The following is a 24,163-nucleotide window of genomic DNA, read 5'->3' as shown; positions in this document are numbered from 1 at the left end:
AAAGGCCCGCTTGCAGGCGGGCCCGGACAAGGAAAACATGATGTCGCTCAACACCGCACTTAGTATAACTGATGAAATTTGTTGCGAAACGGGTTTTCCCGGGGGCAGGATCGCTGTCGGCTTCGGGCGCGGCAATCTCGGCACGGTCAAGCCGACTGTTGTCACGTGGCGCGATTTCGTCGCGAGGCTCACGGTGCCGAGCCAGGCTGATGTCGGCCACGATGTCTACCTGTCGCTTTCGAAGGATGAACGCGAAAAGCTAAAAAAGCGCGATTCCTTCATGCTCCCCGGTGTCTGCCGTGACGGAAAGCGCGACGACGCGCATCTCGAGTCGCGCAGCGCGGCAACACTCGACATCGATGAGCACGCTGACGCGGTCTATGGCGCGCTCGCGCTCGATTGCCTCGACATCCCGTTCGCCTACGTCTGGCACACCACGCGCTCCCATACCGAGCTCGCGCCGCGCCTGCGGATCGTGGTGCCGTTCAACCGGCCGGCGACACCGGACGAATACCGGGCGCTCGTTCCGGTAATCGCGGCACAGTTCGCGGCGACGATCGACGCGGCAAGCGTGAAACCGGCACAGATGATGTTCCTGCCCGTCCAGAATCAGGGCGCTCCCTTTGAATCGGGCTCGCAGGATGGCGATTTTGCGGATGTCGACGCGCTGCTGGCGGCCGCTGCAGCGATTGACGCTTCCGCGGTTGCGGTAGCGGCAGCGCCGCCAGCCCCAGTGCTCCCACCGGCCGAGAGGCGTTCAGCCGATCTGGCCTTGCTCGAGTCGATACTCAACGCGATTCCGCAGGGCACGCCGAGGGAGCCGTCTCGCCCGATCTATCTGAAAGTTGTGCTGGGCGCGCATTATGAGTGGCGCGGCAGCCAGCAGGCATACGACATCGTTCGCCCGTGGGCCGAGCTCTCGCCAACATTCAATGAGGCGAACTTCGATCGCGACTGGCAGAAGGCGAAGGACAATCGCGACGGCGCTAAAGCCACGCTCCAGACCATCAAGGACATCGCCGCCAGCTACGGCTGGGAAGATCCCACACTGGGCGATGGCTTCGAGGCGCTCCCCGCTTCCAGGCGCGAACGCCCGCGCTACCTGCGTAACGACAAGGGCGAGATCCACGCGCGGCTTGAAAATATCCTGACGGGCCTGCGCGATCCGCTCGAGTGCGGGGTGCAGATCCGTTACGACACTTTCCGCGCCGAGGTCATGATCGCCGCGGCCGGCACGGATGGCTGGCGCGCGTTGACCGACGCGGATTACACACGGCTGCAGCTGCAGCTCGAGCGTGTCGGGTTCCGGCCGCTGTCGGTCGAGATGCTGAAATCGGCGGTGTGGCTCGTGGCCGACGACAACCAGTTCGATTCGGCCCAGCTCTGGCTGCGCTCGCTATGCCACGACGGCGAGGCGCGCATCGATACCTTCCTCTCGCGCTACATGGGCGCGCAGGATTCGCCCTATACCCGCGCGGTGTCGCGATACATCTGGACGGCGCTGGCGGGCCGCGTGCTCGAACCCGGCTGCGAAGCGCCCATGGTGCCGGTGCTGATCGGTGCTCAGGGTTGCGGCAAGACGCGCTCGGTGAAGGCCCTCGCGCCGGCGCCGGAGTTCTACACCGAGCTCAACCTCGCGGACCGCGATTCCGAGGCGAGCCGGCGCATGCGCGGGCGTCTCGTGATCGAGCTGGGCGAGCTGCGTGGCCTGCACTCGCGCGACGCGGAATCCATCAAGGCCTTCATCAGCCGCACGGCCGAAGAGTGGCGCGCACTCTACAAGGAGTTCAACACCACGTTCGCGCGCCGCTTCCTGTTCTTCGGCACCACCAATCAGGATGAGTTTCTCGACGATGACTCCGGCGAGCGCCGCTGGCTCCCGGTGACCGTCCAGTCGTGCGATGTCGAGGCGGTGCAGCGCGACTGCCTGCAGCTATGGGCCGAGGCGCGCGAGGCGTTCGAGCTGGTTGGGATCGATTGGCGGGAAGCTGAGACATTGGCGCGGGCGGTGCACGCCCAGCACAAGATCACTGACGCTTGGGTGCCGGCGATTGCTCAGTGGCTCATCACGCCGGACGAGTTCGATCAGGGGCCAGCGCCAGAGACGCGCGAATTTTTGCGGGTTCACGACGTGGCGACTGGAGCGCTTCGGCTCGACGTAAAGGCGCTAGGAAAGCGCGAAGAAATGCGAATTGGTAAATGCTTGCAGCGTTTCGGGTATGAGCGTGCGCTCCGGTACGACGGGGCGCGCCGAATTCGTGTCTGGATGAAGGCAGCAGGCACCACCTGAACCACCTCGGTAAGCGTGGGTGGTTCCGGGCGAAACTGTTGTCCTGATTGGGCCGGAACCACTGGAACCACCAGAACCACCTTTATAGTTATTACGCGCGTGTGAGAATAGGCGGTACAGGGAGGTTTCCGGAAACAGGGGGTTCTGGTGGTTCCGGGTGGTTCTGCAATCAACCTGAAAAATTTTGCAGATTGAGCCGTGGTGCGGGCGGGCATACGTGGAGCAGACTGCGAACCCGATCACGGTGCGCGCGCTTCGCGCGATCGGGTGTCGCGCGCTCGCTCAATCGGTCCTCACGCGCGCGCGTACGCGCGCAAAGGCTCGCCAATAGCGGTCTGCGGCCTGGTCGAAAGGCGGCGCGGGAAGGTGTCGTGCGTGACCGAGAAATACGCGTTGCGCGGGCCTGCTGCGCGTCGGGCTCATCGGCGGCACCGAGAGCCACTGCCGGGCGCGAGTTGCCCGCGCCGCGCTGATACTCGACCTATGCGGCCGTGTTGAGCCGATCGCGCACGCGCATGATGACCTGACGCGACGTGCCGAGCGCCTGGGCAATGCCATAGACCGTCTCGCCAGCCGCCAGCCGCTGCTTTACGTCTGCCTGCTGCGCGTCGGACAGCGCCGACGGACGACCGAGGCGCGTGCCGGCCGCCTTCGTGCGTGCCAGCCCCGCTTGCGTGCGCTCGATCAGCAGATCGCGCTCGAACTGCGCAACGGCAGTCAGTACGCCCATCGTCATGCGGCCCGCAGCGGACGTGAGATCGACGCCGCCGAGCGCGAGGCAGTGCACGCGGATGCCGGTGTCCGCCAGCATCTGCACGGTGCTCTGAACGTCCATCGCGTTACGGCCGAGGCGGTCGAGCTTCGTCACCACCAGCACGTCACCTTCCTCCATCCGCTCGAGGAGCTTCAGGAAGCCCGGGCGGTCTGCAGCCGGCGTGCTGCCGCTGATCGCCTCTTCGATCACGCGCCGCTTATCGACATTGAAGCCAGCGGACTGGATCTCCTGCAGCTGGTTGGCCGTGTGCTGCTCGACGGTCGAGACGCGGGCATAGACGAAGGTGCGGGACATGGCTGACTCCGGGGAATGAGTACGAAAACGTATCTGTAGTTTAGTACAGGTACGGAATAACGCAAAGCTAATTTACGTACTCATCCGAACGCCATTACCCGATTGCGTACGCATACGAACGTATTCGTACCTATGCCTAGCCACGCCTAGCTGTGCCTACGGCTGGCGGTTAGCCAGCGGCCCCTCACACAGATGCAACGCGTACTCGCCGCGGTTGGTGGCCCTCCGGGGTACCTGCCTCACGCCGAGGTCGGTGGGTGCCGCCCGAGGCCCCTAGTCCCGTTATGGAGTCGGTCCCTTTTAATCGCTAACTCTGGGACCACCCTGGGTCCCCCACGGACGGGTGGGCAAATTTGGCAGACCAGCTCTCCGAACCGCGAACCGAAAAAACACCCGGACAAAATTGCAATTTCTTGCACGCTGAAGTGCGCGAACCGAAGTTAACCGCGAGAGGTTGACAGCTTAACCGCACCAGGTTAAGTTAACCTCTAAAAGTTAATCACTCACAGGAGAGCGAGATGATCAGTGCGTTTGGCGAGTTCGTACGGGATCTGCGCCATAAGCATTCCGAGTTGCTTAAGGACATGGCGGAGAAGCTCACGGTGACGTCGGCTTTTTTGTCGGCAGTTGAGGTAGGGCGCAAAAGCATTCCGGCCGACTGGTGCGGAAAGATCGCTGCCCTCTATGCATTACCGAAAGCTGAGGCCACGAAGCTGCAGAAAGCGATCGACGAATCGCAACGCAGTGTAACGATCGATCTCGACGGTCAGTCCGCAGCGCGAAGAGGTGTGGCGGTAGCTCTGGCGCGGCGCTTTAACGAAATGTCCGACGAAGAGCTGCAGCAACTCCGACAGAACATGTTTTTGCTTAAACCGAAGGGAGGTAAGTAATGCATGACTTTCGTGCTCTGCCGATGAAGCGGACCGAAATCCGGGATGTTGCCCGCGATCTTCGACGCTCGCTCGGTCTCGAGGGCCTGTTGTGGTTCCCGGTGCTGCAGCTGGTAGAGCACGCGTTCCCGCGCCTCGACAAGCAGTACCACTTTGAAGTTGCGGAACACGAAGAACTCGGCGAGTCACATGGGCTCACGGTGCGCGACGGCGATTCGGTCTGCATCAAGATCCGCGAGGACATTTACGATCGCGCCTTCTCCGATGAGGGTCGCGATCGCGGAACGGTAGCGCATGAAGCGGGGCACTATCTGCTTCATGCGCGTTCACCGGCGCTGCACCGCCACTTTGGCGGCCCGCTTAAATCCTATGAGGATCCGGAATGGCAGGCCAAGGCGTTCCAGGGCGAGTTGCTGATCCCCAAACATCTCGTCGGTGGCATGAGCGTCTGGGATGTTGCGAAGGAGTGCGGGGTTTCTTACGACGCCGCTGAGTACCAGATGAACCTGTACGCAGCCGGCAAATGAAAAGCGCGTTGACGAGTTGCAGCTCATCAACGCGCTTCCAGGAAAGGAACGCCAAACTGCTCCTGGCGCTCCCTCACTACTTGCTTACGTGCGACCGGAATGTTAGGTGGTCAATTCCGGGTAGTCAAGTCGTGAGTTCCCATCGGGGCACGCTTCTACGGAGGTGTCGCATGTTCACACAGAACCTGCGTCCGAAAGTCGTCCGTGTGAGCAGCTACGTTCGTCGCCGCTTCGGCCGCATCGAACGTGTCTGCCAGCACTGGCGTTCAGCACCGAGCGTGTAAACACCCGCCAGGCAACGGGTTCACCGGGAATCAAAAATCCCGTTGCCTGGCATGACGAACGAGATCGACATGACGATTTTTGTAAAAACGGCCGATCCTGCGGCCCTTCTCAAATCTATCAGGAAGCTCATCGACGAGCGCGGGATCGAGACGTGGGCCTACGACCGCGACGGCGATTTTTACCATACGCCCCCGCAATGGGACCGCAAAGCGTGGCTGCGGCCGTACGTTGTCGCTGGCGGCTTGAAACTTCACCTGATCCAGCGCAAGGACGAGCGTCTCACCAAGCCGGTATACGGCGTGTACCACGGCCGGTTCGCCGAAATGCTGCTCACGCACTTCGATGAACGCTGCAGTTCGGTCGAGACGTCGGCGGTTCAAGGGTCCTACGTGACTTAAACGACCGGCGCACCGTACGCTTTCGGACCCCGTCGGCCGGCATTGACCGTCCGGCCGACATTCAATCCGGCATGCCGATCTATGCCGCCGTCTGCCCTTTGCCCCGGCATCTCCTCCGCCCATCTAAGCGCAGGCCGAACTCTGGGACCGCAACGCGTCCCGACACGCGCGGCCAAAGAGTCGCAGGCCAGCTCTCCGAACCGCGCTGCGAAAAAACACCCCAGGACCCGAATCCGCAATCGCCTGCAACGTTCCCGTGCACATGTGCGCGAGCGCGTACATGCGCGTGCCTACGTGATGTGCGCGCACGCGTGCGTGCGTAACGCGGGAAACAATTGGATGATCAACCATCAGCGTTCTGATCAAGGAGTAAGCCATGCCGTGGGGTATTGCAGCCGGCGTAGTAGGTAGCGTAGCGGGCGCAGCCGTCTCGAGTGCGATGTCGCCGGGCACATCTGGCGGCAGCAGCGGGGGCAGTGGCGGCCCCAGCTACTACATTCCGACCGGCCTCGGTACCGCCGACACGACGTGGCAGAACCTGCTGAACGGTGCGGTCAGTGCGCAGAACGGAATTTCCGACCAGTTGCCGTATTACGGGCAATCGTTGAACGGGGGACTCCAGGCGGGCAGCACGTATGCACCGGGCTACGAGAACGCGGCCAGTAACGCGGCGCAGTATTACAACGGCCTGGGCAGTACGCTTGCGCAGCAGTCCAACCAGAATTTCAACATGCAGCAGGCGCTGCAGGGCGCCGGGCAGTCCGTGTTCAACCTCGGGTTGGACCCGCAGAGCGCGCTCTACAACTCCACACTCAACCAGCTCCAGCAGCAGACGGGCGCGACGAACTCAATGTATGGACTCGGCTCGTCGGCGGCAGGCGCCGGCGTGCAGAATCAGGCGCTGTCGAACTTCAACATCGACTGGCAAAACAACCAGCTCAGCCGCGCGCTGCAGGGTCTGCAGGGCTACGGCCAGATCGCGAACGTCGCCGGAAACTACGGTCAGCTCGCGTCGAACCAGGCCTCGCAGGTGCCGTCCTACCTGCTGCAGGCCGGGCAACTGCCGTACACGACCGGGCAGACGATCGCGAGCCTGCCGGGTACGCTCGCGGGCCAGTACGCCAGCGGTGTCGAGCAGGGACCGCTTTCGTCGGCCTCGAGCATCATGAGCGGGATCATCCCGTACATGAACTACGGCCAGGGCGCGCAGTCGATCCCGTACCAGTCTCAGGCGGCCGGTGCCGGTGCTGCGGGCAGCATGGTTTCACAAGGGATCAATACCGCGCTAGGCAACTATTTCGGCGGCTCGAACTACACGGGGGACTTTTCCGCTGCGACGCCGTTTTCGTCGAGCGGATTCTATGACCCAACGACGTTCGGCCCATCGGGTTATGGCGGCGGCTACACGTACGGTGGTAGCAACTCGTACGGCTTCACGATGTGAGGGAGACGATGGCGAACGACACCAAACAGCCCGATCCACCGCTGCGCTACGTGGACATCACAATCAGCCTGACCGGCGCTGAAAACCAGCTCATCTGCGCCGCCATCTTCCGCGCGAACAAGGCGGGCCTGCTGCGTGATTTCGTGGGGCACATTGGCCCGGAAGTCTTCGACAGCATTTTCGACAAGATTGCTATCGCTTCCGCCGAACAGGGCGATCCATTCGCCCAGATGCACTGTCTGCGCAAGGGTCTCCTGTTTGGCGGCGGAACAGGCACCGCGCAGTAGTGCGCCGGCACCGCCGCCATTTTCTGACCAGTCGTGAAGCGTGCGAGCCTACGCCGAGCGTAATAGTGGCTCGGGCAAGCGCGCAACGATGCCGCCAGCGGCTTCCACGTCCTCGCCCCCTCCTGTGCCCCGTCCTGCGCTCGCCGAGCCGTCCTGCGCCCATATCGTGACCGCGTCGGCGTGCGGCGCGAGGTGGTCGGGCGCGAGGTGGGCGTAGCGAAGCACGTTTTCGTACTTCGACCAGGCACCGAGCTCCATCAGCCGCGGCAACGGTGTCCCGCTCTGGACGTGCCACGACGCCCACGTGTGCCGGACATCGTGGAACCGGAAATGCTCGATCCCTGCTCGAGCTACGGCACGGTCCCACTGGCCGATGTCCCACTTCGCGATCGGCTTACCCTTGCGCGTGAACACGTACGTGTTGTGCTTGCCGAGCTGGCGGCGGATCACGTCCACCGCTTCGGCGTTCAGCGGCACACCAATCGGTCGGCGCGCCTTGGCCTGGTCGGGATGGATCCACGCCCGGCGCTTTACAAGGTCGACCTGTGACCACTCCAGACCCAGCAGATTGGCCTGCCGAAGCCCGGTCGCGAACCCCAGTATCGCGACGTCACGCATCCAGTCCGCGCTGATCGCCTCGAGCAGCCGCTGCGCCTCTTCGCGCGTGATCCAGCGGATGCGCTTCGCGTTGCCCGGGATCGCCGGCAGTTTCGGCATGTGCTCGACCCACTCCCAGTCGTTGAGGGCCGTATTGAGCATGACGCGAATCGTCGAAAGGTAGAGATTTTTCGTCGCCTTCGAGACGGGCCTGGGCTCGCGCGTGCGCCGGTTGACCGTGGGCAATGCTGCGAAGATCTCGTCGCGCGTGAGCGAGTCGAGCTTCCGGCCGCCGAAGTGCTCACGAAAGTGCCGGATGTGCAGGGCCTTGTTCGCGTAGTCCGCGGTGCCAGCGCTTTCCTGCAGGAACCGCAGCGCCGCCTCGTCGAACGTCCGCGAGGGGCGCTCGCCGAACTTCGCGGCCCGCCAGAGCTCGTGCTTTACCTTGTCGTGGAGTTCCTGGGCTTCCGCCTTGTCGGCTGTGCCAGTAGTTTGTCTAATTCGCTTGCCGCCTGGCGTGCGGACATCGAGGTAGTAGACGCCGTTTTCGCGTTTTCGGATCGACATGGCTTGCTCTCCTGTTCCTTGGGCGTTGGTGGAGGCGTATTGCTCGGGGCGGTCGCTTCTCTCAGCTTGTCCGGCCAGACGCGCCAGGCACCGCCCACCTTGAAAAAGCCGAGGCTCTCCCGGTGGGCGTGCACGGTCCAGTACGAGACGTTCAGCAGCGCCGCAGCTTCCTTCAGCGTGAGTGCCCGCTGGCTCATATCCGGCCCACGAGGCGGGCTCCCGGGCACCGCTGGGGTGTCCGGTGGCTCCTCGACCACATCGGGCTCGTCAGGCGGTTGCGCGGGCGCTGCGGCACGCGTCTGCGGCTCGCTTGCGGCAGGCTCAGCCGGTGGCTGCCTGCGCTTCTGCCGAAGCCGCTCGAGAGCATCGGCAGCTTTCGATTCGAGCGATTCGGCCTGACCGCGGCTGCTTGCCGCGCGATGGCGGAGGCGCCTCACAACGTCGTCAATGTCGTCCATGCTGCGCCTTCCTCATTGTTGCGCCTTTGCCGGTCACTCTTCAGGGGAACCGTGACGGCGCGCACCAGCCTGCGCGTTGTCATCGACCAGTTCGGCTTCGTATTGCATGGCGTACGCGATCAACTCGAGCGCGTCGAGCAGGCCGCCCTGCGCGTCGAGACTGAGCGCTACGCGCTCGTCATTCCCTTCCTGCCTGACGCTGTTGCCCACGAGGCGGGCGATCGTCTGGATCGCGCTTGCCGCACGGCGCAGGACGGTCGAGCCGGTGTCGTTGGGCTCTTCACTCCTGAAGTGGTCATGGTCGAGAACCGACGCCACGCTGTTGCGCACGGGCTTAAGCATGATGGCCTCCCTCGCGTGGGAGACCCGACAGCTGGCGGAGTGCTTCACCGGCGACGTCGAGCGCGTCATAGACCGTCGGCGCCATTGCGGCTTCGCGCAGCGCTCGCATGCATACAAAACGGATGTGCCCGTTCAGCTCGAGCGGCTCGTGCGCCGCCAGCAGTTCGCGCGGCACTCTTTCGTGCACAAGCCTTCCCGGCTTCAGAGGGGCATCGTCCCAGCGTACGGCGGCCGAGCCATTCGGATACACCCGTACGGCTACGCCAACGCGCGTTGCGCACGAGTTGCGCACGCGATCGCCTTTGCGAAGAGGGGGAGTGAGAGTTTGCTCAGGACGAGCAAGTGCTTTGCGGCTCATGATCCGGACTCCTACGTTTTGTAAGAGCCTGCCGCCGCTGCTAAACGGGTGGGCAGGCGCATGGCAGGGTTAGCAGACCGGAACGTAGGTACCGGCAGGCGCGAGCGCCTCCCCACCATGGCCCGCCCGTAAACTGGGCGCGCAATGATACTACGGACGAAAAAATACCGCCTGGTGGCGGTTTCGTCCGCCTACGTTTCTCGGGCTGCTAAACCCGGTCGCTGTTGTCTCAGCGACGATTACAGAATAGGGCCACGTTATGAGGAGGTCAAGCAGATTCGCACGTTTGCTCGTACCAGGTATCGCATATTTTCGGCAATAATTGTCGGTTCCAACAATCCGCTGACAGCACGATGATTTTTCGCGCAAAAGACAAGAAAATGACCCCGGGGACATCCCGTGCTCGGCATGAATCAAACGGAAGCGGCGGAGTGCCGCTGACGCTCGATCTGGAAGAGCAGCCCGACACCGCGATTCCCGGAAAGCACGGCAAGCCAAAGCTACTTCTATTGGATCTCGACCCGGAAGTCGTTGCAGCTGTCACTTCAAAATGGTCCGACGTCGTTACTGGTACTCTTGGCCAACCATACGCAGTCGAACAGGCTTCGGGCTATACGCCGGTGATTAACCACGCCTTTCTATCTGGACACAAGGAGTGCGACATCATCGCCGTGGATTTCCAGGTGCGCCGGATCGTGAAGACTTCACCCGGGGAAAAGCATCGACCGGACGCGGAAACAGATCTGTGGGCGCGAAACAATCTCGGCTATATTGATAATCGCGGATTGACCGGGATGCGCGAACGCGAAACGTTCGATCGGATCGTCAAGCAAGGCGGCGTCCTCATCGTTTTTGCGGATTACGCGCCGCAACACGACGCGATCATGACGTCCGCTGACTACAGAGGCAAATTGGTACCCGGGTCAGCGGCAAACCTGAATGTCTGGAACTTGGTTCAGCCCCTCGAGCTTATGCAGGTATCTGATGACCATGGCTCCGTTATGGCGTCTACCGACTCATCCGACCTCGGCAAACTGGTAGCGAAGTACCTCCCGGAAAGCAAATTTACCTGCACGTTCAAATCGCGCTACTCGGGTGATCAATGGGCGCCCCTAGCCGTCAACAAATTCAAAGAATGTGTTGCAGCTGCCCTCGGAAAGGAGGGGCGACTTGTTGCGCTCGTCGTTCCCCAACTGGCGAACAAAGCGGAATTCCTCAGTGAACTACTGACGACAGTCTTGCCTGCGTACTTACCCGACCTGTTCCCGGAAAATTCGACTGGTGCGTGGACGAAGCGGCCCGAATACGAGCTCCCGAAAATTGCAGAACTGCGCGCCGAAAAGACGCGGCTCGAAGAAGAGACCCGCGCAGCTATCGCTTCGTTAGACGACCAGATCGAAACCGAGCAGGCCACAAACGGCTGGATTCACGATCTCCTCACCACGACCGGCGACGACCTGGTGAATGCCGTGAAGCGTGCACTCGCTGAGTTTGGGTTCAGCGCCGTCGTGGACGTCGACGAGATCCGTGATAACGCTGGGCAGAGCCGACGCGAGGATCTGCGCATCGAAGATCGCAACCCGGTGCTCGTGGTCGACGTCAAGGGCATCGGCGGGCGCCCAACGGACGAGGACGCCACGCAGGCCAACAAGCATGCCCTGATCCATGCCAAGGAATCGAAAAACCCTGAAGTTCAGGGCTTGTCGATCATCAATCATGAACGGCATATGCCACCGCTCGAGCGCGACAACGCGATGCCGTTTCGTCAAGAGCTGCTCACGGTCGCGGAAGAAACAGATCTCGGGCTGATGACGTCGTTCGACCTATATCGAATCATCGTCAACATGCGTCGCTGGAACTGGACTTCGAGCGACGTCATGCCTCTGCTGTATGCGAGCAAGCGCATCGGGGTTGTGCCAGCGCACTACGAGTACATCGGCACCGTTGCAGGAGTTTGGCCGAAGGCGAAAGCATTCGGCGTTGTCATTGAGAGTGGAGTCGTCAAAGTCGGCGACACGCTTGCCATTGAAGGCCCAATCTATTTCGAGGAACTGCCTGTGCCCTCCATCCGTGTGAACAACTCGGACGTCCAGTCCGCCACGATCGATGACCAGGCCGGCTTCCCGAGCGAAAGCGAGGCGAGGATCCGTGAGGGAATGCGGGTGTACGTGGCGCGACACGACGATGGCGTTCCGGCAACGGAGACGTAACCCTCGGTTTGCCCGACCGGCACCGCCACGGCGTGGCCTTGACGGCGCCCGCTACCGCCCCGCCGCGGGTCGCCCCGCCCGCCCCGCGGCGTTCCAGACCATATCGAAAAGTGGACCGTAGATATCGGAAGACGTCGCGACAAACGACTCTACGAAAATCTCAGGCAGATAGAGATTCGCGTGGTATGCGGGCACCACTGCCGGGCCGCCGTGAATTGCCGCCATCACGGTGTTGCCTGTGTCCAGAGGTGCTCCCCCGATATCAACGAAAGAGAGCATCACGAACGCCGGGCCGTCAACTCCAAGCTTCGTGTGAGCTTCTATGAGCACCTGATGATGGAACTCCTTGACGAGTGCATCTTCAAACGCCCCCACCCACGCCACTGGTGAATGGTTCGCTTGCACGGGCATCACCGTTTCAATGCTCCCGTTCCTGAACAGCTGTGTATAGGAGAACGTCTCGTCAACCGCCGAGATGCTCATGGCACCGTCCAGATTAATGCGGGAGCTCCAGCCACCCGAAGCCAAAGGCGGCCGCAGGTATTGCGCCACGTCGTGCAGATTGCCGATGGCGAAATTCAACGTTCCAAGGATGGAAGCCATCGGAATGATATGCAGCACGCCAACAGCCCCTTTCCGCAGAGGCGCCGAAAGCGGCCGGTGGCGCAACCCGGTTATCCGCTCTTCGCGAAACACCCGCACCTTCTCGTTCGCCGTTGCACTTTGAAGAAAAGCGCTGCGCAATGTCGTGATGTCCATCGGATCGATGCCGGTTGAGGTCCGTGAATAGAAAGCGCCACCTTTGCGCACGCGGTGCGGTGCCTGGAAGCTCGGTGGCGTGCGCACGATGACGATATGCCCACCATCCGGCACGTCGACGGTCCCGAGGTGCACGCCAGGAACCTTGGGTTCGATGAGGTCAGTCAGTGCCGACTGCAGCGTGCGTAGCGCCTCGTCTTTGTCCTCGAGTTTGATCGGCTTGAATTCCGAGATGACACCACCTTGCTCATCAGCGCCCAGAATCAAATCACCGCCACGGGTATTGGCGAAGGCAACGACATCCGCGGCAAGACTGACGCGCGCGTCCTTTTCAAATGGGAAGTCGCGCTTAAAGTCGAGCGTGTGCGATTCCGGGATCTGGTTGTCCTTGAGCGCCTGAATATCGGCAAAGGTCACGTCTCGCAGGTCGGCTTTACTCAGCATCGGTCAGTTCCACGATAGAAGGGACTCGGCGCGATCTTATAGCATCGCCTCGACAGTCGCGAGCAGTCGCCAGCGCGTGCAAGACCATCCTTGATGCCATCGAGACCCCAAGCTTTGTCGGATGACAGCGGGCGCATGGGCCTGCGTGCGGCCGTTTGTTGCAGGACTGATACAGTTCGGCCCAGAGCCAGAAGCGCTTGGACAGCGATCCCGCCGGAAGACTTCAAGCATGAGGCTTGGTCCAGAAATTGCATGTCTTGGAGGTCCGTTCGACTCGCCCCAGATATCCGAAAGCCCCACTTGACGGCGGGAAAATCGGACGGATACTGTCTCTATGCGTTTGTCAAGCCGCAATTATGCGTGTCGAATCTCGGGAGTGCGCCATGAAATCGATCGAATTTGTTCGTGACCACAAGGCCGCGATCAGCGACGTGCTGGCGCAGTTTCACGTGCGCAATCTGCGCTACGTTCCGGAGGCGACGGAGCCGGTTGATGTGGTTTTGCTCGTCCAGCCAGACCGAGGAGTGTCGTACTTCGACCTGTTCAAGCTCGAGCTCGCACTGGAGGCGGAATTGCGCGCGAAGGTTGCGGTCTTGACAGAGGGCGGCCTGGAAGGCACCGACCGGAATCGGATTCTCGGAATGGCCGAAAAGGTCTGAGCGATGCCCACCGCCGGTGAGCGTTGCGAGCACGTACTGGAAGCGATCGACCGCATATCCGCTTACGTGAATGGAAGCGATGAGCAAGCGTTCTTGCAGAACGACGTGCTCAGAGACGCCTGCTACTACCGCTTCGTCGTTATCGGCGAGGCAGCGGATTGTTTGTGCAGGGATTGTTCAAACGAGATTAGTCAGCTCCGCGGCCAACATCCCGGCTTGGCCATGGGCCTCTCTTTCGCTCACAAGCTCCGGACGCGCCTGGCCCACATCTATCATCACGTTGACCCGACGATCGTCTGGGCCACAATCCAGAAAGATCTGCCTCAACTGCGCGCCGATATCATCGCGCTTCGAAGCTTACTTCCTTAGCTCGATTGCCGTCGGGCTACCCCACCCCGTCAGCGAAGGCTGCCAACTTCTTTATCGATGGCCCATTGCGCTGCGTCAACTTCCTCCACCAGCGCGGCAAAGTTTAGCGGGGATGCAAGGACGGTCCCTGTCGGTGGAAGCATTTCGGGGATGATGCCGCTCGCCCTGCCAATGCAGCGCTTGATAGTTGTTACGTTGGTCACTAGGGTGGGACTGCCAAGCTCGTCGATGCGGATCGAATTGATGGCGTCCGCAGCAATCCGCACTTCGTGAAATGCTTCGACGGCCACCACGTTCGAACCGGGCAAACCGGTTCGCGCAGCCTCGATGCGGAGGAATCGTAGAGCGCTTTGCGCTAGGCGGGTGATAGTTGCAATTGCCTGCAGTCGCCTCTTTTCAGCCAGATGCGCCCGGTGGCGATCCAGAGCCCAAAGCGCCGTCGGCACGATGACTGCGACCAGAATTGCACCGATCGATCCAATTGCCTGAACCCAGGCGGCGTGTACTTGCTGAATCGTTCCCCAGTCTGGAAGCGTAGGCATTGTTTTTGTGGTTTTGTGCGCGCCCTACTGGGCTCGTCAGATTCTTCCGGATCGGCTAACTCGCTGCGAGCCGTGTAACCCCGGCGTAACCCCGCAGGGGCGTAAATCCTTGAAACTGGCGCGACAGGAGGGGCTCGAACCCCCGACCCTCGGCTTAGAAGGCCGATGCTCTATCCAGCTGAGCTACTGTCGCGTGAACGTGCGCAAGGCCGCGAGCGGGCCGCACGAAGACGGGGCTGGATTATACCGCGATCGTCCCACGCGGTCGCGCCTCGCTCGTCACGCCTGGCAAGGGCCTTCGCGCCAGATTCAAACCGGCTGCTGATGCAGCGCAAACCAGCCGAGGAAGATCGCGCCCGCGATCAGGCAATACGCACCGAACGATGCGAGGCGTCCGCGTCCTTCGAAATAGCGCATCAGGAACTTCACGCTCAGCCACGCCGCAATACCCGTGAGCACGCCGCCAACGACCGCAGTCATCAATTGATCTTTCGCGTGAAAAAGCTTCGGCAGTTCGAGCACGCCAGCCGCGAAGATGATCGGCGTACCGAGCAGGAACGAAAACTCCGCAGCTTTTTCAGCCGTGAGGCCTGCCGCATTGCCGGCGATCATCGTGAGGCCGCTGCGCGAAAAGCCGGGAATGAGCGCGCCGATCTGCGCGAGGCCAACGAGAAATGCCTGGCGGAACGTGAGCTTCTCGGGCGCACGATGCACACGCGCACGCTGGAGGCGATCGCCGAACCACAGCAGCACGCCATTGACCATCAACGCGGCCGCGACAATGCGCAGATCGTGAAAGATGGCTTCGATGCGCTTTTCGAGCACGAGGCCAACGATACCCGTCGGAATCGTCCCGATAATGAGCGCCCACATCATGTGGCCATCGTCGTTCTTGCGGCCGGCCAGCGAGTTGAAGAAGCCACTGATCAGCGCGACCCAGCGCTCACGGAAATACCAGAGGAGAGCGACCGCGGTTCCCAGATGCAATGCGACGAGGAACGGCAGCAGTTGCGGCGCGTGCTTGTCGATATGCATGCCGAACAGCGCGGGTACGAGCAGTGTATGGCCAAGACTGCTCACCGGAAACAGTTCGGTGACGCCTTGCAACACGCTCAGGAAGAATAGAAACCAGAGACTCACGCGCGGATCCTCGTAATGATGGTGTAAGGGGCCGGACCGTTGCGGAGCCGGTGCGGCAAAGCGCACCGATTATGCCTGGGCCGTATTGCAGCGCCAAGCCTGGAGATGGATTTGTCGGAAAAGTTACTGCGTCGCAACAAAGTTGGCTGCGAATGCACGGATCCTGGCGTGAACGCGCGCGTCGTGCTCGCGGGAACCTAACGAGGGGGACGGAACGTGGCGCGATCAGCGCGCCATCTTGTAGAAGAAATACGCGCTGCTACCGACAAAGAGGCTGAACAGCGCCATGCTCATTGCCATTGCGAGGTCCATGGGGAGGTCTCCTGCGAAAATGCTCTGTGCGCCAGCGCACGGTCATGCGGATTATGCTGACTCTCATCCTTGAACAAAACCCACGCTTTCCCGACAAGGGTTTTCACGCATGAGAAAGCAGCGCAAAATCCGCCTGCCCGGCGCCTGTGCGCCGCCCTCCTTCCATCCACCCCAGGCGCGCCCATGAACGCTCATCCAGAACAGGACATCCTCACCCTCAACCGTGGTGCCTCGACGCTGCGTTTCGCGCCGTGGGCCGGTGGCCGCTTGCTATCTTGGCAAGTCGACGGCCGCCCGGTTATCGTCTGGCCCGAGAATGCAAACTGGGCCGAGCCGGCACGCGTGCGCGGCGGCAATCCGCTGCTTTTCCCGTTCCTCGGCCGTCATCGCGTGGACGGCCAGATCGGCCGCTGGCGCGACGCCCAAGGCGTGATTCGTGATCTGCCCATGCACGGCTTTGCGCGCGACCTGCCATTTGCCGCGCAAGTCGACGACGATGAGCATGGCCTGAAAATGACGCTCGTCGACTCCGATGCAACGCGCACTGGCTACCCGTTCGCCTTTCGCTTCGAAGCGGCCTATCGGCTGGCCGACGCACATACGCTCGACGTAACGCTGGCTGTGACCAATACCGGCACACAGTCGCTTCCCTGGTACGCGGGCCATCATTTCTATTTCGCCTTGCCGCATGCCCAGCGCGCACAAACGACGCTCGATTTGCCGCCCGCCCAGCGCCGGCATCAACTCGCGGACGGTTCGATCAGCGCGCCCGAACCCGGCAAGGCGCAGTACAGGCTCGACGACGCAAGCATCATCGACCGCTTCCATGTGCTCGAACCGACGCCGCCGGCCACGCCTGTGCGGCTCGTCGCGCCAGGACTCGGCCGCGCGGTGACCATCGATCTGAACCGGCCCGGCTCGCTGCCCTGGTATGCCGTGACGACGTGGACCGAAGCCCCCGATTCGGACTTCTACTGTGTCGAACCCTGGCTTGGTCTACCCGATGCAATCCACAACGGGCTCGGCTTGCGCTGGCTCGCGCAGGGCCAAACGGAGACAGCGACGTTGCGCATACGCGTCGAGACGCTTGGCGGCTAATCTCGCCGACCGCCTTTGGCGCCGGCACGGGAAGGCGTGCTTCCGCTTTCGTCAGTCATTCGTCAGGCAAAACCCCAGTTGCGTTGGCAAAACCGCTAAAATCGTGCGTTTTGCCAGCTCGATGGGCCGCGTAGCGCGGTCCATCGAGGCAAAGTCATGCGAGGTTCAATGTTGGCACCAGGAATCAGACGGATTGCATGTGCGGCGCTCGTTGCGTTGGTCGCGGCGTGCGGATCGGCCCCGGTCGGCCCAGGCTTTTACCGCGTGGAACGCGGCGACACCGTGTACAAGATCGCGCGCAGCAATCGCCAGTCCGTGCAGAACATCGTGCGCTGGAACAATCTGTCGAACCCGGACGCCATCGAAGTCGGCCAGGTCCTGCGTGTGGAGCCGCCCGCCGGTACCGCGAGCGCGCGTAGCGGTGGCGCAGCCCGTAGTGCTGCGCCTGGCTCGCGCGAGAGCGCCAATGCAGCCGACACGGCATCTGCGCCGTCATCCGCGGAATCATCCACACCGACGGCAGCCGCCGCGCCTTCGATTGCGCTTGTCTGGCCGGCTAGTGGTCAGGTCATCCGCGGCTTTGATGGGCGCAATTCGAAGGGCATCGACATCGTCAATGCGGCAGGGACGCCGATCGTCGCAGCCGCGCCCGGCACCGTGGTTTATGCCGGCAACGGGCTGCGTGGCTACGGTAACTTGCTGATCATCAAGCACAGCGGCGATTACCTGACAGCCTATGCGCACAATCAGGCATTGTTCGTGAAGGAAGGTCAAAGCGTCACGCAAGGGCAAAAGATCGCGGAAATGGGCAATAGCGACAACGATCGCGTCATGCTGCATTTCGAACTGCGATACCAGGGACGCTCGATCGATCCAACGCGACAACTCCCTGCGCGCTGAGACAGGCCATTGCGGTCAGACGATCAATGGACGAAAAAAAAGCCCGGCATGGCGCCGGGCTAACGGGGGTTTGGCGCATATCGGCAAAGGACCGGTTTACCATGCGCCGAATCGCAATCTATCAACGGGCTTCCTGCGACGCAATCACTTAATTAGCCCGAAAATGTGCTACGCCGCACGGATTATGTGTCGCATCACTTTTCAGCAACGAATGAGGACGCCGGATCAACTGTTCCTGCGTATGGAATCGCGCACTCCAGTGACACACAGCGACAAGTCGTCGAATGGCGCAAAGGCTTGCTGGGCAGGCCATTCAGGCTGACGTAGATTGCTTTTCGAGGGCTTTTCACAAGCCCGTATCGTCGGTTTAAGGCGCGGTACTTTGCGCATTTTCGAGGCTACCGGCTTTAGTGGGCGAGCGCACGTAACCGTGCATTTATTCGCCATGCTGTACAAATTTGAAACATCAATTCGCAGCACGCTTAGATCAGATGTTTGGCTGATTTAATGTTGCTTATTGTCTGTATTTTGGCGGCACAAGCCTGGATATCGACAATTAATGTGATTAATACCGCCGAATCGGTGTCCTCTATCCGGCCAGCGGTTGGCGCGCAGACTATCGTTTATAGTATTGGCCGCAACGAATTCCCAATCATCATGACTATTGAAAACGCCAACCCCAGTTCGACGTACGCCAAGCTGCTCGGCGAAACCGCCAAGATCGACTGGCAGGATCTCGAACGTTTCTTCGCGCAAGGCAAGCTGCTGAGCGTGGCGCGCGACCTTGACCTCGTGAGCGTGGCTGAGGCCATTGCCAACGACGACAGTGCTGTCGTGACCCAGTGGCTGTCCTCGGGGCTCGTCGCGCGAATGCAAGCGGAAACCGCGGCCGATTACGCCGCTCGCAAGCCGGAATTGTGGGCGGTTGTCGTCTCGCCGTGGGTGTGCGTGCAGGAACGCGCTTGAGCGGCGCCGAGGCCCTGCCCGACCAGCGAGGTTGGCATCGACGCGTGCTGACGCTCGCGTTTCCCATCGTCCTCGCCAATCTCACGCAGCCCATCCTCGGGGCTGTCGACACGGCTGTGGCGGGTCACCTCGGCAGCGCAGCCGACCTTGGCGGCGTCGCGCTGGGCGGGCTGTTCTTCAACTTCGTGTTTTGGGGCTTCGGCTTCCTGCGCATGGGGACGACCGGGCTCGTCGCACAGGCCTACGGCGCGCGCGACCTCCCCGCATTGCGCGCGAATGTCGTACGCGCCCTGCTTCTAGCATTTGCGATTGGCGCCGCAATCCTGGTGATTCAATCTCCGTTGATCCGTTACACGCTCGCGGGCATTGGTGGCAGCAGCGAGGTGCAACGCAACGCTGGCATTTACTGCCTTGCGCGTATCGGCTCGGCACCGTTCGCCCTGGCTAACTACGTCGTACTCGGCTTTCTGCTCGGCACGCAGCGGGTGCGCATTGCCCTGCTTTCGCAGATATTTATCAATCTCACGAATATCGTCGCGGTGCTCGCCTATGTGTACTGGCTGCGATGGGGCATCGCCGGTATCGGTGCTGCGACGGCAACGGCGGATACGCTCGGGTTTGTCTTCGGCGCCTGCATACTGTGGACGCTACGTCCTCGCGGGCTCGCACCGCTTGCGCTGCAAACCGTGCTCGAACCCGCGGCGCTCAAGCGCCTCGTCGCGATCAATCGCGACATCTTTCTGCGTACGCTTTGTCTGTTGGGCTCGTTTGGGTGGTTCGCGCATCTGGGCGCGAAGCAAGGCGACGCGATCCTTGCTGCGAACGCGCTGCTGCTGAACTTCCAGACCTTCATGGCCTACGGTCTCGACGGCTTCGCTCATGCAGCCGAGGCGCTGGTTGGCGCGGCAATCGGCGCGGGCAATCGTCATGCATTCCGGCAGGCCGTGAAGATCAACCTGTTCTGGGCCGCGCTAGGTGCCTTTGGTTTTTCGCTGGTTTATTGGGCCTGTGGCCCGTGGATCATCGCTCAGCTCACCAATCAGCCGGCGGTGCGTGCCGCCGCCCAGGCATTCCTGCCGTGGGCCGCGCTTTCGCCGCTCATTTCCGTCTGGGGGTTTCTGCTGGACGGCGTATTCATCGGGGCCACGCGGACACGCGAACTCATGCAAGCCATGGCTGTGTCGCTGGCTGTGTTTCTGTGCGCGTCCTGGGCGCTGGTCGGGCCACTCGGCAATCATGGATTATGGATTGCCCTGCTCGTCTTTATGGCCGCGCGCGGTCTGACGCTCTCGCCCTTGCTGCCGCGCATTAGCGGCGCGATCAACGCGATGTCCACGCAATTACGCTGAGCACCCTCGCGCCCAGCATTGGCGCTTAGCTTATTGAGCGGGCGGCGGGTTGTCGATCATCATCGGCGGCCGATCGTCGGTTGGCACGCCGTGGTAGTCGGGCGGATCCTGCGGGGGAGTGCCGTGGTGGTGGTTCGTTGCGTTGTCGGCACATGCGGAAAGCAAAGCGGCCATTGCAAGGGCCAGATAAACACGGAACATTGCCTCAAATCCTTGCTGAGTGGTGATCCGATCAGCGCTCCAGACAGGTAGCGAAACGGCTGAACTCGCTATTTTTTCCGTCGCGACATTGTTCTAAGATGCGGACATGGCTGCAATCGACAGGAGGCTGCCATGGATGCCGAAACTATTGCGGGTCTGATCGGTCTTGGTGTGGGTCTGCTCGTTCTTCTCGGGCTATCGATTTTCGAATCGCGCGCCTACCGGAAGGAGCACGACGGCGAAGGGATGATGCATCACTGGCTGGCCGAGCATCATGTGCTCGACCGGGTTCGTCGCAGGCACTGAACCCAGCGCCGACACCCACCGGCGCGCACCTTGCCTGAATCTCGCCGCGACCAGTCGAGCTGGCCGTGTGGCGGCTTTCGTTGCTCGTTTCGCGAACGGCAGGTTCGCGTTTTCATTTCTTCGCGCGCCCCAACGCCAGAACCCCGGTTCTCTTTCGGAGACACCGGGGTTCTGGACGTTACTGCATAAGGAGCCTGACGATTACCTACTTTCACACGGGCAATCCGCACTATCATCGGCGTGGAGCTGTTTCACGGTCCTGTTCGGGATGGGAAGGGGTGGGACCAGCTCGCTATGGTCATCAGGCATGACGGGTTGCTGCGTCGCGCGGGTTCTGGTGAACCTGGCGCCACAGCCAATCGGGAAGAAGCGTAAAGAGGTGTTGCTGAATTGGGGTTGTGTTGTTTCTGGCACAACACCGATCTCTCAACCTGTGCGTCCTGCTCTCCACTGCGGGAGCGAGACACACCTGTTATAGGATCAAGCCTTACGGGCAATTAGTATCAGTTAGCTTAACGCATTACTGCGCTTCCACACCTGACCTATCAACGTCCTGGTCTCGAACGACCCTTCAAGGGGATCTAGTCCCCGGGGAAGTCTCATCTTGAGGCGAGTTTCCCGCTTAGATGCTTTCAGCGGTTATCTCTTCCGAACATAGCTACCCGGCGATGCGACTGGCGTCACAACCGGTACACCAGAGGTTCGTCCACTCCGGTCCTCTCGTACTAGGAGCAGGCCCCCTCAAACTTCCAGCGCCCACGGCAGATAGGGACCAAACTGTCTCACGACGTTTTAAACCCAGCTCACGTACCTCTTTAAATGGCGAACAGCCATACCCTTGGGACCGGCTACAGCCCCAGGATGAGATGAGCCGACATCGAGGTGCCAAACACCGCCGTCGATATGAACTCTTGGGCGGTATCAGCCTGTTATCCCCAGAGTACCTTTTATCCGTTGAGCGATGGCCCTTCCATACAGAACCACCGGATCACTATGACCTGCTTTCGCACCTGTTCGACTTGTGGGTCTCACAGTCAAGCACGCTTATGCCATTGCACTATCAGCACGATTTCCGACCGTACCTAGCGTACCTTCGTACTCCTCCGTTACCCTTTGGGAGGAGACCGCCCCAGTCAAACTGCCTACCATGCACTGTCCCCGATCCGGATCACGGACCAAGGTTAGAACCTCAAACAGATCAGGGTGGTATTTCAAGGACGGCTCCACGGAAACTAGCGTTCCCGCTTCACAGCCTCCCACCTATCCTACACAAACCGGTTCAAAGTCCAATGCAAAGCTACAGTAAAGGTTCATGGGGTCTTTCCGTCTAGCCGCGGGGAGATTGCATCATCACAAACACTTCAACTTCGCTGAGTCTCGGGAGGAGACAGTGTGGCCATCGTTACGCCATTCGTGCAGGTCGGAACTTACCCGACAAGGAATTTCGCTACCTTAGGACCGTTATAGTTACGGCCGCCGTTTACCGGGACTTCAATCAAGAGCTTGCACCCCATCATTTAATCTTCCGGCACCGGGCAGGCGTCACACCCTATACGTCCACTTTCGTGTTTGCAGAGTGCTGTGTTTTTATTAAACAGTCGCAGCCACCAGTTTATTGCAACCCCTTCACCCTTCTGGCGCAAGCCAGTCAAGCTACCGGGCGTACCTTATCCCGAAGTTACGGTACCAATTTGCCGAGTTCCTTCTCCCGAGTTCTCTCAAGCGCCTTAGAATACTCATCTCGCCCACCTGTGTCGGTTTGCGGTACGGTCACTGTGAAACTGAAGCTTAGAGGCTTTTCTTGGAACCACTTCCAGTTGCTTCTTCACCTAAGTGAATGGCCTCGCACCCTTGAATTCCGCGCCCGGATTTGCCAAAGCGCCTTCTCCAATGCAAGGACCGGGACTTCCAACACCCGGACAACCTTCCGCGATCCGTCCCCCCATCGCATTTCACAATGGTGCAGGAATATTGACCTGCTTCCCATCAGCTACGCATTTCTGCCTCGCCTTAGGGGCCGACTCACCCTACGCCGATGAACGTTGCGTAGGAAACCTTGGGCTTACGGCGAGGGGGCCTTTCACCCCCTTTATCGCTACTCATGTCAGCATTCGCACTTCCGATACCTCCAGCACGCTTTTCAACGCACCTTCGCAGGCTTACGGAACGCTCTCCTACCATGCACATAAATGTGCATCCGCAGCTTCGGTATATGGCTTAGCCCCGTTACATCTTCCGCGCAGGACGACTCGATCAGTGAGCTATTACGCTTTCTTTAAAGGGTGGCTGCTTCTAAGCCAACCTCCTGACTGTTTTAGCCTTCCCACTTCGTTTCCCACTTAGCCATATTTGGGGACCTTAGCTGGCGGTCTGGGTTGTTTCCCTCTTGACACCGGACGTTAGCACCCGATGTCTGTCTCCCGTGATTGCACTCTTCGGTATTCGGAGTTTGCTATGGCGACGTAATCCGCAATGGACCCATCAACCATGACAGTGCTCTACCCCCGAAGGTGATACACGAGGCACTACCTAAATAGTTTTCGGAGAGAACCAGCTATTTCCAGGTTTGTTTAGCCTTTCACCCCTATCCACAGCTCATCCCCTAACTTTTCAACGTTAGTGGGTTCGGTCCTCCAGCACGTGTTACCGTGCCTTCAACCCGCCATGGATAGATCACCTGGTTTCGGGTCTACACCCAGCGACTGGACGCCCTGTTCGGACTCGCTTTCGCTACGCCTGCCCTATTCGGTTAAGCTTGCCACTGAATGTAAGTCGCTGACCCATTATACAAAAGGTACGCCGTCACCCCTTGCGAGGCTCCGACTGTTTGTATGCATGCGGTTTCAGGATCTGTTTCACTCCCCTCCCGGGGTTCTTTTCGCCTTTCCCTCACGGTACTGGTTCACTATCGGTCGATCACGAGTATTTAGCCTTGGAGGATGGTCCCCCCATCTTCAGACAGGATTTCACGTGTCCCGCCCTACTTGTCGCATACCTAGTTCTTCCATTCCGCCTTCGCCTACGGGGCTATCACCCACTATGGCCGCACTTTCCAGAGCGTTCGGCTGACGGTACAGATAAAGAATGCAGGCTGGTCCCATTTCGCTCGCCACTACTTTGGGAATCTCGGTTGATTTCTTTTCCTGCGGTTACTTAGATGTTTCAGTTCACCGCGTTCGCTTCACATGACCTATGTATTCAGTCATGGATACTCCATTCGGAGTGGGTTTCCCCATTCGGACATCTACGGATCAAAGCTTGTTTGCCAGCTCCCCGTAGCTTTTCGCAGGCTACCGCGTCCTTCATCGCCTGTGATCGCCAAGGCATCCACCACATGCACTTGTTCGCTTGACCCTATAACGGGTGTGTCTCTTCCGATTCACATCCGCTACAGGT

22 protein-coding genes, 1 tRNA gene and 2 rRNA genes are annotated in these 24,163 nt (G+C 60.6%); 14 read left to right on the top strand and 11 right to left on the bottom strand.

Annotated features, from left to right (window positions below):
• The first annotated feature begins 37 nt into the window (after positions 1 to 37).
• Positions 38 to 2,290 (top strand): virulence-associated E family protein, encoded by a 2,253-nt coding sequence (locus FAZ97_RS04865; protein ID WP_158757434.1) that lies wholly within the window; start codon positions 38 to 40, stop codon positions 2,288 to 2,290.
• A gap of 481 nt (positions 2,291 to 2,771) precedes the next feature.
• On the opposite strand, the gene FAZ97_RS04860 is transcribed toward FAZ97_RS04865, so the two are convergent.
• Positions 2,772 to 3,359 carry a recombinase family protein gene (locus FAZ97_RS04860; RefSeq protein ID WP_158757433.1) on the bottom strand — a complete coding sequence of 196 codons (588 nt, stop codon included), beginning with the start codon at positions 3,357 to 3,359 and terminating at the stop codon, positions 2,772 to 2,774.
• 518 nt (positions 3,360 to 3,877) lie between these two features.
• Between FAZ97_RS04860 and FAZ97_RS04855 the strand changes: the two genes are divergently transcribed.
• From FAZ97_RS04855 to FAZ97_RS04835, 5 genes are all read left to right on the top strand, one after another.
• Positions 3,878 to 4,249: a helix-turn-helix domain-containing protein gene (locus FAZ97_RS04855; protein WP_158757432.1), complete on the top strand. Its 372-nt coding sequence runs from the start codon at positions 3,878 to 3,880 to the stop codon at positions 4,247 to 4,249.
• On the top strand, positions 4,249 to 4,776 hold the full coding sequence (locus tag FAZ97_RS04850; RefSeq protein ID WP_158757431.1) for an ImmA/IrrE family metallo-endopeptidase: 528 nt from the start codon (positions 4,249 to 4,251) through the stop codon (positions 4,774 to 4,776). Before FAZ97_RS04855 ends, FAZ97_RS04850 begins: the two co-directional genes overlap by 1 nt.
• Before the next feature lie 353 nt (positions 4,777 to 5,129).
• The gene (locus FAZ97_RS04845) at positions 5,130 to 5,459 is read left to right on the top strand and encodes a hypothetical protein (RefSeq protein ID WP_158757430.1); all 330 of its coding nucleotides are present in this window, start codon (positions 5,130 to 5,132) and stop codon (positions 5,457 to 5,459) included.
• A 376-nt stretch (positions 5,460 to 5,835) separates the two neighbouring features.
• Entirely contained in the window at positions 5,836 to 6,903 is a 1,068-nt protein-coding gene (locus FAZ97_RS04840; protein WP_158757429.1) for a hypothetical protein, read from the top strand.
• Positions 6,904 to 6,911: 8 nt separating this feature from the next.
• Positions 6,912 to 7,190, top strand: a complete 279-nt coding sequence (locus tag FAZ97_RS04835) for a hypothetical protein (protein ID WP_158757428.1) — start codon at positions 6,912 to 6,914, stop codon at positions 7,188 to 7,190.
• A gap of 48 nt (positions 7,191 to 7,238) precedes the next feature.
• Here the strand turns inward: FAZ97_RS04835 and FAZ97_RS04830 are convergent, their stop codons facing one another.
• From FAZ97_RS04830 to FAZ97_RS04820, 3 genes are all read right to left on the bottom strand, one after another.
• The gene (locus FAZ97_RS04830) at positions 7,239 to 8,354 is read right to left on the bottom strand and encodes a tyrosine-type recombinase/integrase (protein ID WP_158757427.1); all 1,116 of its coding nucleotides are present in this window, start codon (positions 8,352 to 8,354) and stop codon (positions 7,239 to 7,241) included.
• A gap of 491 nt (positions 8,355 to 8,845) precedes the next feature.
• Complete coding sequence (locus tag FAZ97_RS04825) at positions 8,846 to 9,154, bottom strand: hypothetical protein (protein WP_158757426.1); 309 nt, start codon at positions 9,152 to 9,154, stop codon at positions 8,846 to 8,848.
• Positions 9,147 to 9,512 (bottom strand): hypothetical protein, encoded by a 366-nt coding sequence (locus tag FAZ97_RS04820; RefSeq protein ID WP_158757425.1) that lies wholly within the window; start codon positions 9,510 to 9,512, stop codon positions 9,147 to 9,149. The genes FAZ97_RS04825 and FAZ97_RS04820 overlap by 8 nt, the downstream gene beginning before the upstream one ends.
• Before the next feature lie 431 nt (positions 9,513 to 9,943).
• On the opposite strand from FAZ97_RS04820, the gene FAZ97_RS04815 reads away from it, so the two are divergent.
• Complete coding sequence (locus tag FAZ97_RS04815; RefSeq protein WP_158757424.1) at positions 9,944 to 11,722, top strand: hypothetical protein; 1,779 nt, start codon at positions 9,944 to 9,946, stop codon at positions 11,720 to 11,722.
• A 51-nt stretch (positions 11,723 to 11,773) separates the two neighbouring features.
• Here FAZ97_RS04815 and FAZ97_RS04810 read toward each other — a convergent pair whose 3' ends face one another.
• A complete protein-coding gene (locus FAZ97_RS04810) occupies positions 11,774 to 12,925 on the bottom strand; it encodes an AlbA family DNA-binding domain-containing protein (RefSeq protein WP_158757423.1) in 1,152 nt (383 codons plus the stop codon).
• A gap of 383 nt (positions 12,926 to 13,308) precedes the next feature.
• Between FAZ97_RS04810 and FAZ97_RS04805 the strand changes: the two genes are divergently transcribed.
• Both FAZ97_RS04805 and FAZ97_RS04800 read left to right on the top strand, forming a co-directional pair.
• Positions 13,309 to 13,584 carry a hypothetical protein gene (locus tag FAZ97_RS04805; protein WP_158757422.1) on the top strand — a complete coding sequence of 92 codons (276 nt, stop codon included), beginning with the start codon at positions 13,309 to 13,311 and terminating at the stop codon, positions 13,582 to 13,584.
• A 3-nt stretch (positions 13,585 to 13,587) separates the two neighbouring features.
• Positions 13,588 to 13,953: a HepT-like ribonuclease domain-containing protein gene (locus FAZ97_RS04800; RefSeq protein ID WP_158757421.1), complete on the top strand. Its 366-nt coding sequence runs from the start codon at positions 13,588 to 13,590 to the stop codon at positions 13,951 to 13,953.
• A 29-nt stretch (positions 13,954 to 13,982) separates the two neighbouring features.
• On the opposite strand, the gene FAZ97_RS04795 is transcribed toward FAZ97_RS04800, so the two are convergent.
• The 3 genes from FAZ97_RS04795 to FAZ97_RS04785 all read right to left on the bottom strand — a co-directional run bounded on the left by FAZ97_RS04795 (position 13,983) and on the right by FAZ97_RS04785 (position 15,635).
• Positions 13,983 to 14,495 (bottom strand): hypothetical protein, encoded by a 513-nt coding sequence (locus tag FAZ97_RS04795; protein ID WP_158757420.1) that lies wholly within the window; start codon positions 14,493 to 14,495, stop codon positions 13,983 to 13,985.
• Between the two features lie 116 nt (positions 14,496 to 14,611).
• Positions 14,612 to 14,688, bottom strand: a tRNA-Arg gene (locus FAZ97_RS04790).
• Positions 14,689 to 14,804: 116 nt separating this feature from the next.
• Positions 14,805 to 15,635: an undecaprenyl-diphosphate phosphatase gene (locus FAZ97_RS04785; RefSeq protein WP_158757419.1), complete on the bottom strand. Its 831-nt coding sequence runs from the start codon at positions 15,633 to 15,635 to the stop codon at positions 14,805 to 14,807.
• Positions 15,636 to 16,130: 495 nt separating this feature from the next.
• Between FAZ97_RS04785 and FAZ97_RS04780 the strand changes: the two genes are divergently transcribed.
• The 4 genes from FAZ97_RS04780 (at position 16,131) to FAZ97_RS04765 (ending at position 20,260) form a co-directional block, all read left to right on the top strand.
• Positions 16,131 to 17,045, top strand: coding sequence for an aldose epimerase family protein (locus FAZ97_RS04780; RefSeq protein ID WP_158757418.1), 915 nt, complete (start codon positions 16,131 to 16,133; stop codon positions 17,043 to 17,045).
• Between the two features lie 168 nt (positions 17,046 to 17,213).
• On the top strand, positions 17,214 to 17,945 hold the full coding sequence (locus tag FAZ97_RS04775; protein ID WP_158757417.1) for a peptidoglycan DD-metalloendopeptidase family protein: 732 nt from the start codon (positions 17,214 to 17,216) through the stop codon (positions 17,943 to 17,945).
• A 657-nt stretch (positions 17,946 to 18,602) separates the two neighbouring features.
• Entirely contained in the window at positions 18,603 to 18,911 is a 309-nt protein-coding gene (locus FAZ97_RS04770; protein WP_158759055.1) for a DUF2288 domain-containing protein, read from the top strand.
• A complete protein-coding gene (locus tag FAZ97_RS04765) occupies positions 18,908 to 20,260 on the top strand; it encodes an MATE family efflux transporter (protein ID WP_325073225.1) in 1,353 nt (450 codons plus the stop codon). Before FAZ97_RS04770 ends, FAZ97_RS04765 begins: the two co-directional genes overlap by 4 nt.
• Before the next feature lie 30 nt (positions 20,261 to 20,290).
• Here the strand turns inward: FAZ97_RS04765 and FAZ97_RS35165 are convergent, their stop codons facing one another.
• On the bottom strand, positions 20,291 to 20,461 hold the full coding sequence (locus tag FAZ97_RS35165) for a hypothetical protein (RefSeq protein ID WP_199272075.1): 171 nt from the start codon (positions 20,459 to 20,461) through the stop codon (positions 20,291 to 20,293).
• A 132-nt stretch (positions 20,462 to 20,593) separates the two neighbouring features.
• On the opposite strand from FAZ97_RS35165, the gene FAZ97_RS35160 reads away from it, so the two are divergent.
• A complete protein-coding gene (locus FAZ97_RS35160; protein ID WP_199272074.1) occupies positions 20,594 to 20,767 on the top strand; it encodes a hypothetical protein in 174 nt (57 codons plus the stop codon).
• 192 nt (positions 20,768 to 20,959) lie between these two features.
• Here FAZ97_RS35160 and rrf read toward each other — a convergent pair.
• Both rrf and FAZ97_RS04755 read right to left on the bottom strand, forming a co-directional pair.
• Positions 20,960 to 21,073 (bottom strand): 5S ribosomal RNA (gene rrf / locus FAZ97_RS04760).
• Between the two features lie 170 nt (positions 21,074 to 21,243).
• A 23S ribosomal RNA gene (locus tag FAZ97_RS04755) occupies positions 21,244 to 24,121 on the bottom strand.
• Positions 24,122 to 24,163 lie beyond the last annotated feature (42 nt).

The organism is Paraburkholderia acidiphila (assembly GCF_009789655.1).
Taxonomy (GTDB): domain Bacteria; phylum Pseudomonadota; class Gammaproteobacteria; order Burkholderiales; family Burkholderiaceae; genus Paraburkholderia; species Paraburkholderia acidiphila.
The sequence above is the reverse complement of the archived record's forward strand: the minus strand, read 5'-3'. Positions and strand labels throughout refer to the sequence as shown.

Excerpts from the sequence above, each read along its gene's own strand:
- FAZ97_RS04825 (WP_158757426.1), bottom strand. The coding sequence starts at position 9,154 with ATGCTTAAGCCCGTGCGCAACAGCGTGGCGTCGGTTCTCGACCATGAC.
- FAZ97_RS35165 (WP_199272075.1), bottom strand. The coding sequence starts at position 20,461 with ATGTTCCGTGTTTATCTGGCCCTTGCAATGGCCGCTTTGCTTTCCGCA.
- FAZ97_RS04855 (WP_158757432.1), top strand. The coding sequence starts at position 3,878 with ATGATCAGTGCGTTTGGCGAGTTCGTACGGGATCTGCGCCATAAGCAT.
- FAZ97_RS04805 (WP_158757422.1), top strand. The coding sequence starts at position 13,309 with ATGAAATCGATCGAATTTGTTCGTGACCACAAGGCCGCGATCAGCGAC.
- FAZ97_RS04865 (WP_158757434.1), top strand. The coding sequence starts at position 38 with ATGATGTCGCTCAACACCGCACTTAGTATAACTGATGAAATTTGTTGC.
- FAZ97_RS04780 (WP_158757418.1), top strand. The coding sequence starts at position 16,131 with ATGAACGCTCATCCAGAACAGGACATCCTCACCCTCAACCGTGGTGCC.
- FAZ97_RS04850 (WP_158757431.1), top strand. The coding sequence starts at position 4,249 with ATGCATGACTTTCGTGCTCTGCCGATGAAGCGGACCGAAATCCGGGAT.
- FAZ97_RS04835 (WP_158757428.1), top strand. The coding sequence starts at position 6,912 with ATGGCGAACGACACCAAACAGCCCGATCCACCGCTGCGCTACGTGGAC.
- FAZ97_RS35160 (WP_199272074.1), top strand. The coding sequence starts at position 20,594 with ATGGATGCCGAAACTATTGCGGGTCTGATCGGTCTTGGTGTGGGTCTG.
- FAZ97_RS04770 (WP_158759055.1), top strand. The coding sequence starts at position 18,603 with ATGACTATTGAAAACGCCAACCCCAGTTCGACGTACGCCAAGCTGCTC.
- FAZ97_RS04820 (WP_158757425.1), bottom strand. The coding sequence starts at position 9,512 with ATGAGCCGCAAAGCACTTGCTCGTCCTGAGCAAACTCTCACTCCCCCT.
- FAZ97_RS04800 (WP_158757421.1), top strand. The coding sequence starts at position 13,588 with ATGCCCACCGCCGGTGAGCGTTGCGAGCACGTACTGGAAGCGATCGAC.
- FAZ97_RS04795 (WP_158757420.1), bottom strand. The coding sequence starts at position 14,495 with ATGCCTACGCTTCCAGACTGGGGAACGATTCAGCAAGTACACGCCGCC.
- FAZ97_RS04860 (WP_158757433.1), bottom strand. The coding sequence starts at position 3,359 with ATGTCCCGCACCTTCGTCTATGCCCGCGTCTCGACCGTCGAGCAGCAC.
- FAZ97_RS04775 (WP_158757417.1), top strand. The coding sequence starts at position 17,214 with ATGTTGGCACCAGGAATCAGACGGATTGCATGTGCGGCGCTCGTTGCG.
- FAZ97_RS04810 (WP_158757423.1), bottom strand. The coding sequence starts at position 12,925 with ATGCTGAGTAAAGCCGACCTGCGAGACGTGACCTTTGCCGATATTCAG.
- FAZ97_RS04840 (WP_158757429.1), top strand. The coding sequence starts at position 5,836 with ATGCCGTGGGGTATTGCAGCCGGCGTAGTAGGTAGCGTAGCGGGCGCA.
- FAZ97_RS04845 (WP_158757430.1), top strand. The coding sequence starts at position 5,130 with ATGACGATTTTTGTAAAAACGGCCGATCCTGCGGCCCTTCTCAAATCT.
- FAZ97_RS04830 (WP_158757427.1), bottom strand. The coding sequence starts at position 8,354 with ATGTCGATCCGAAAACGCGAAAACGGCGTCTACTACCTCGATGTCCGC.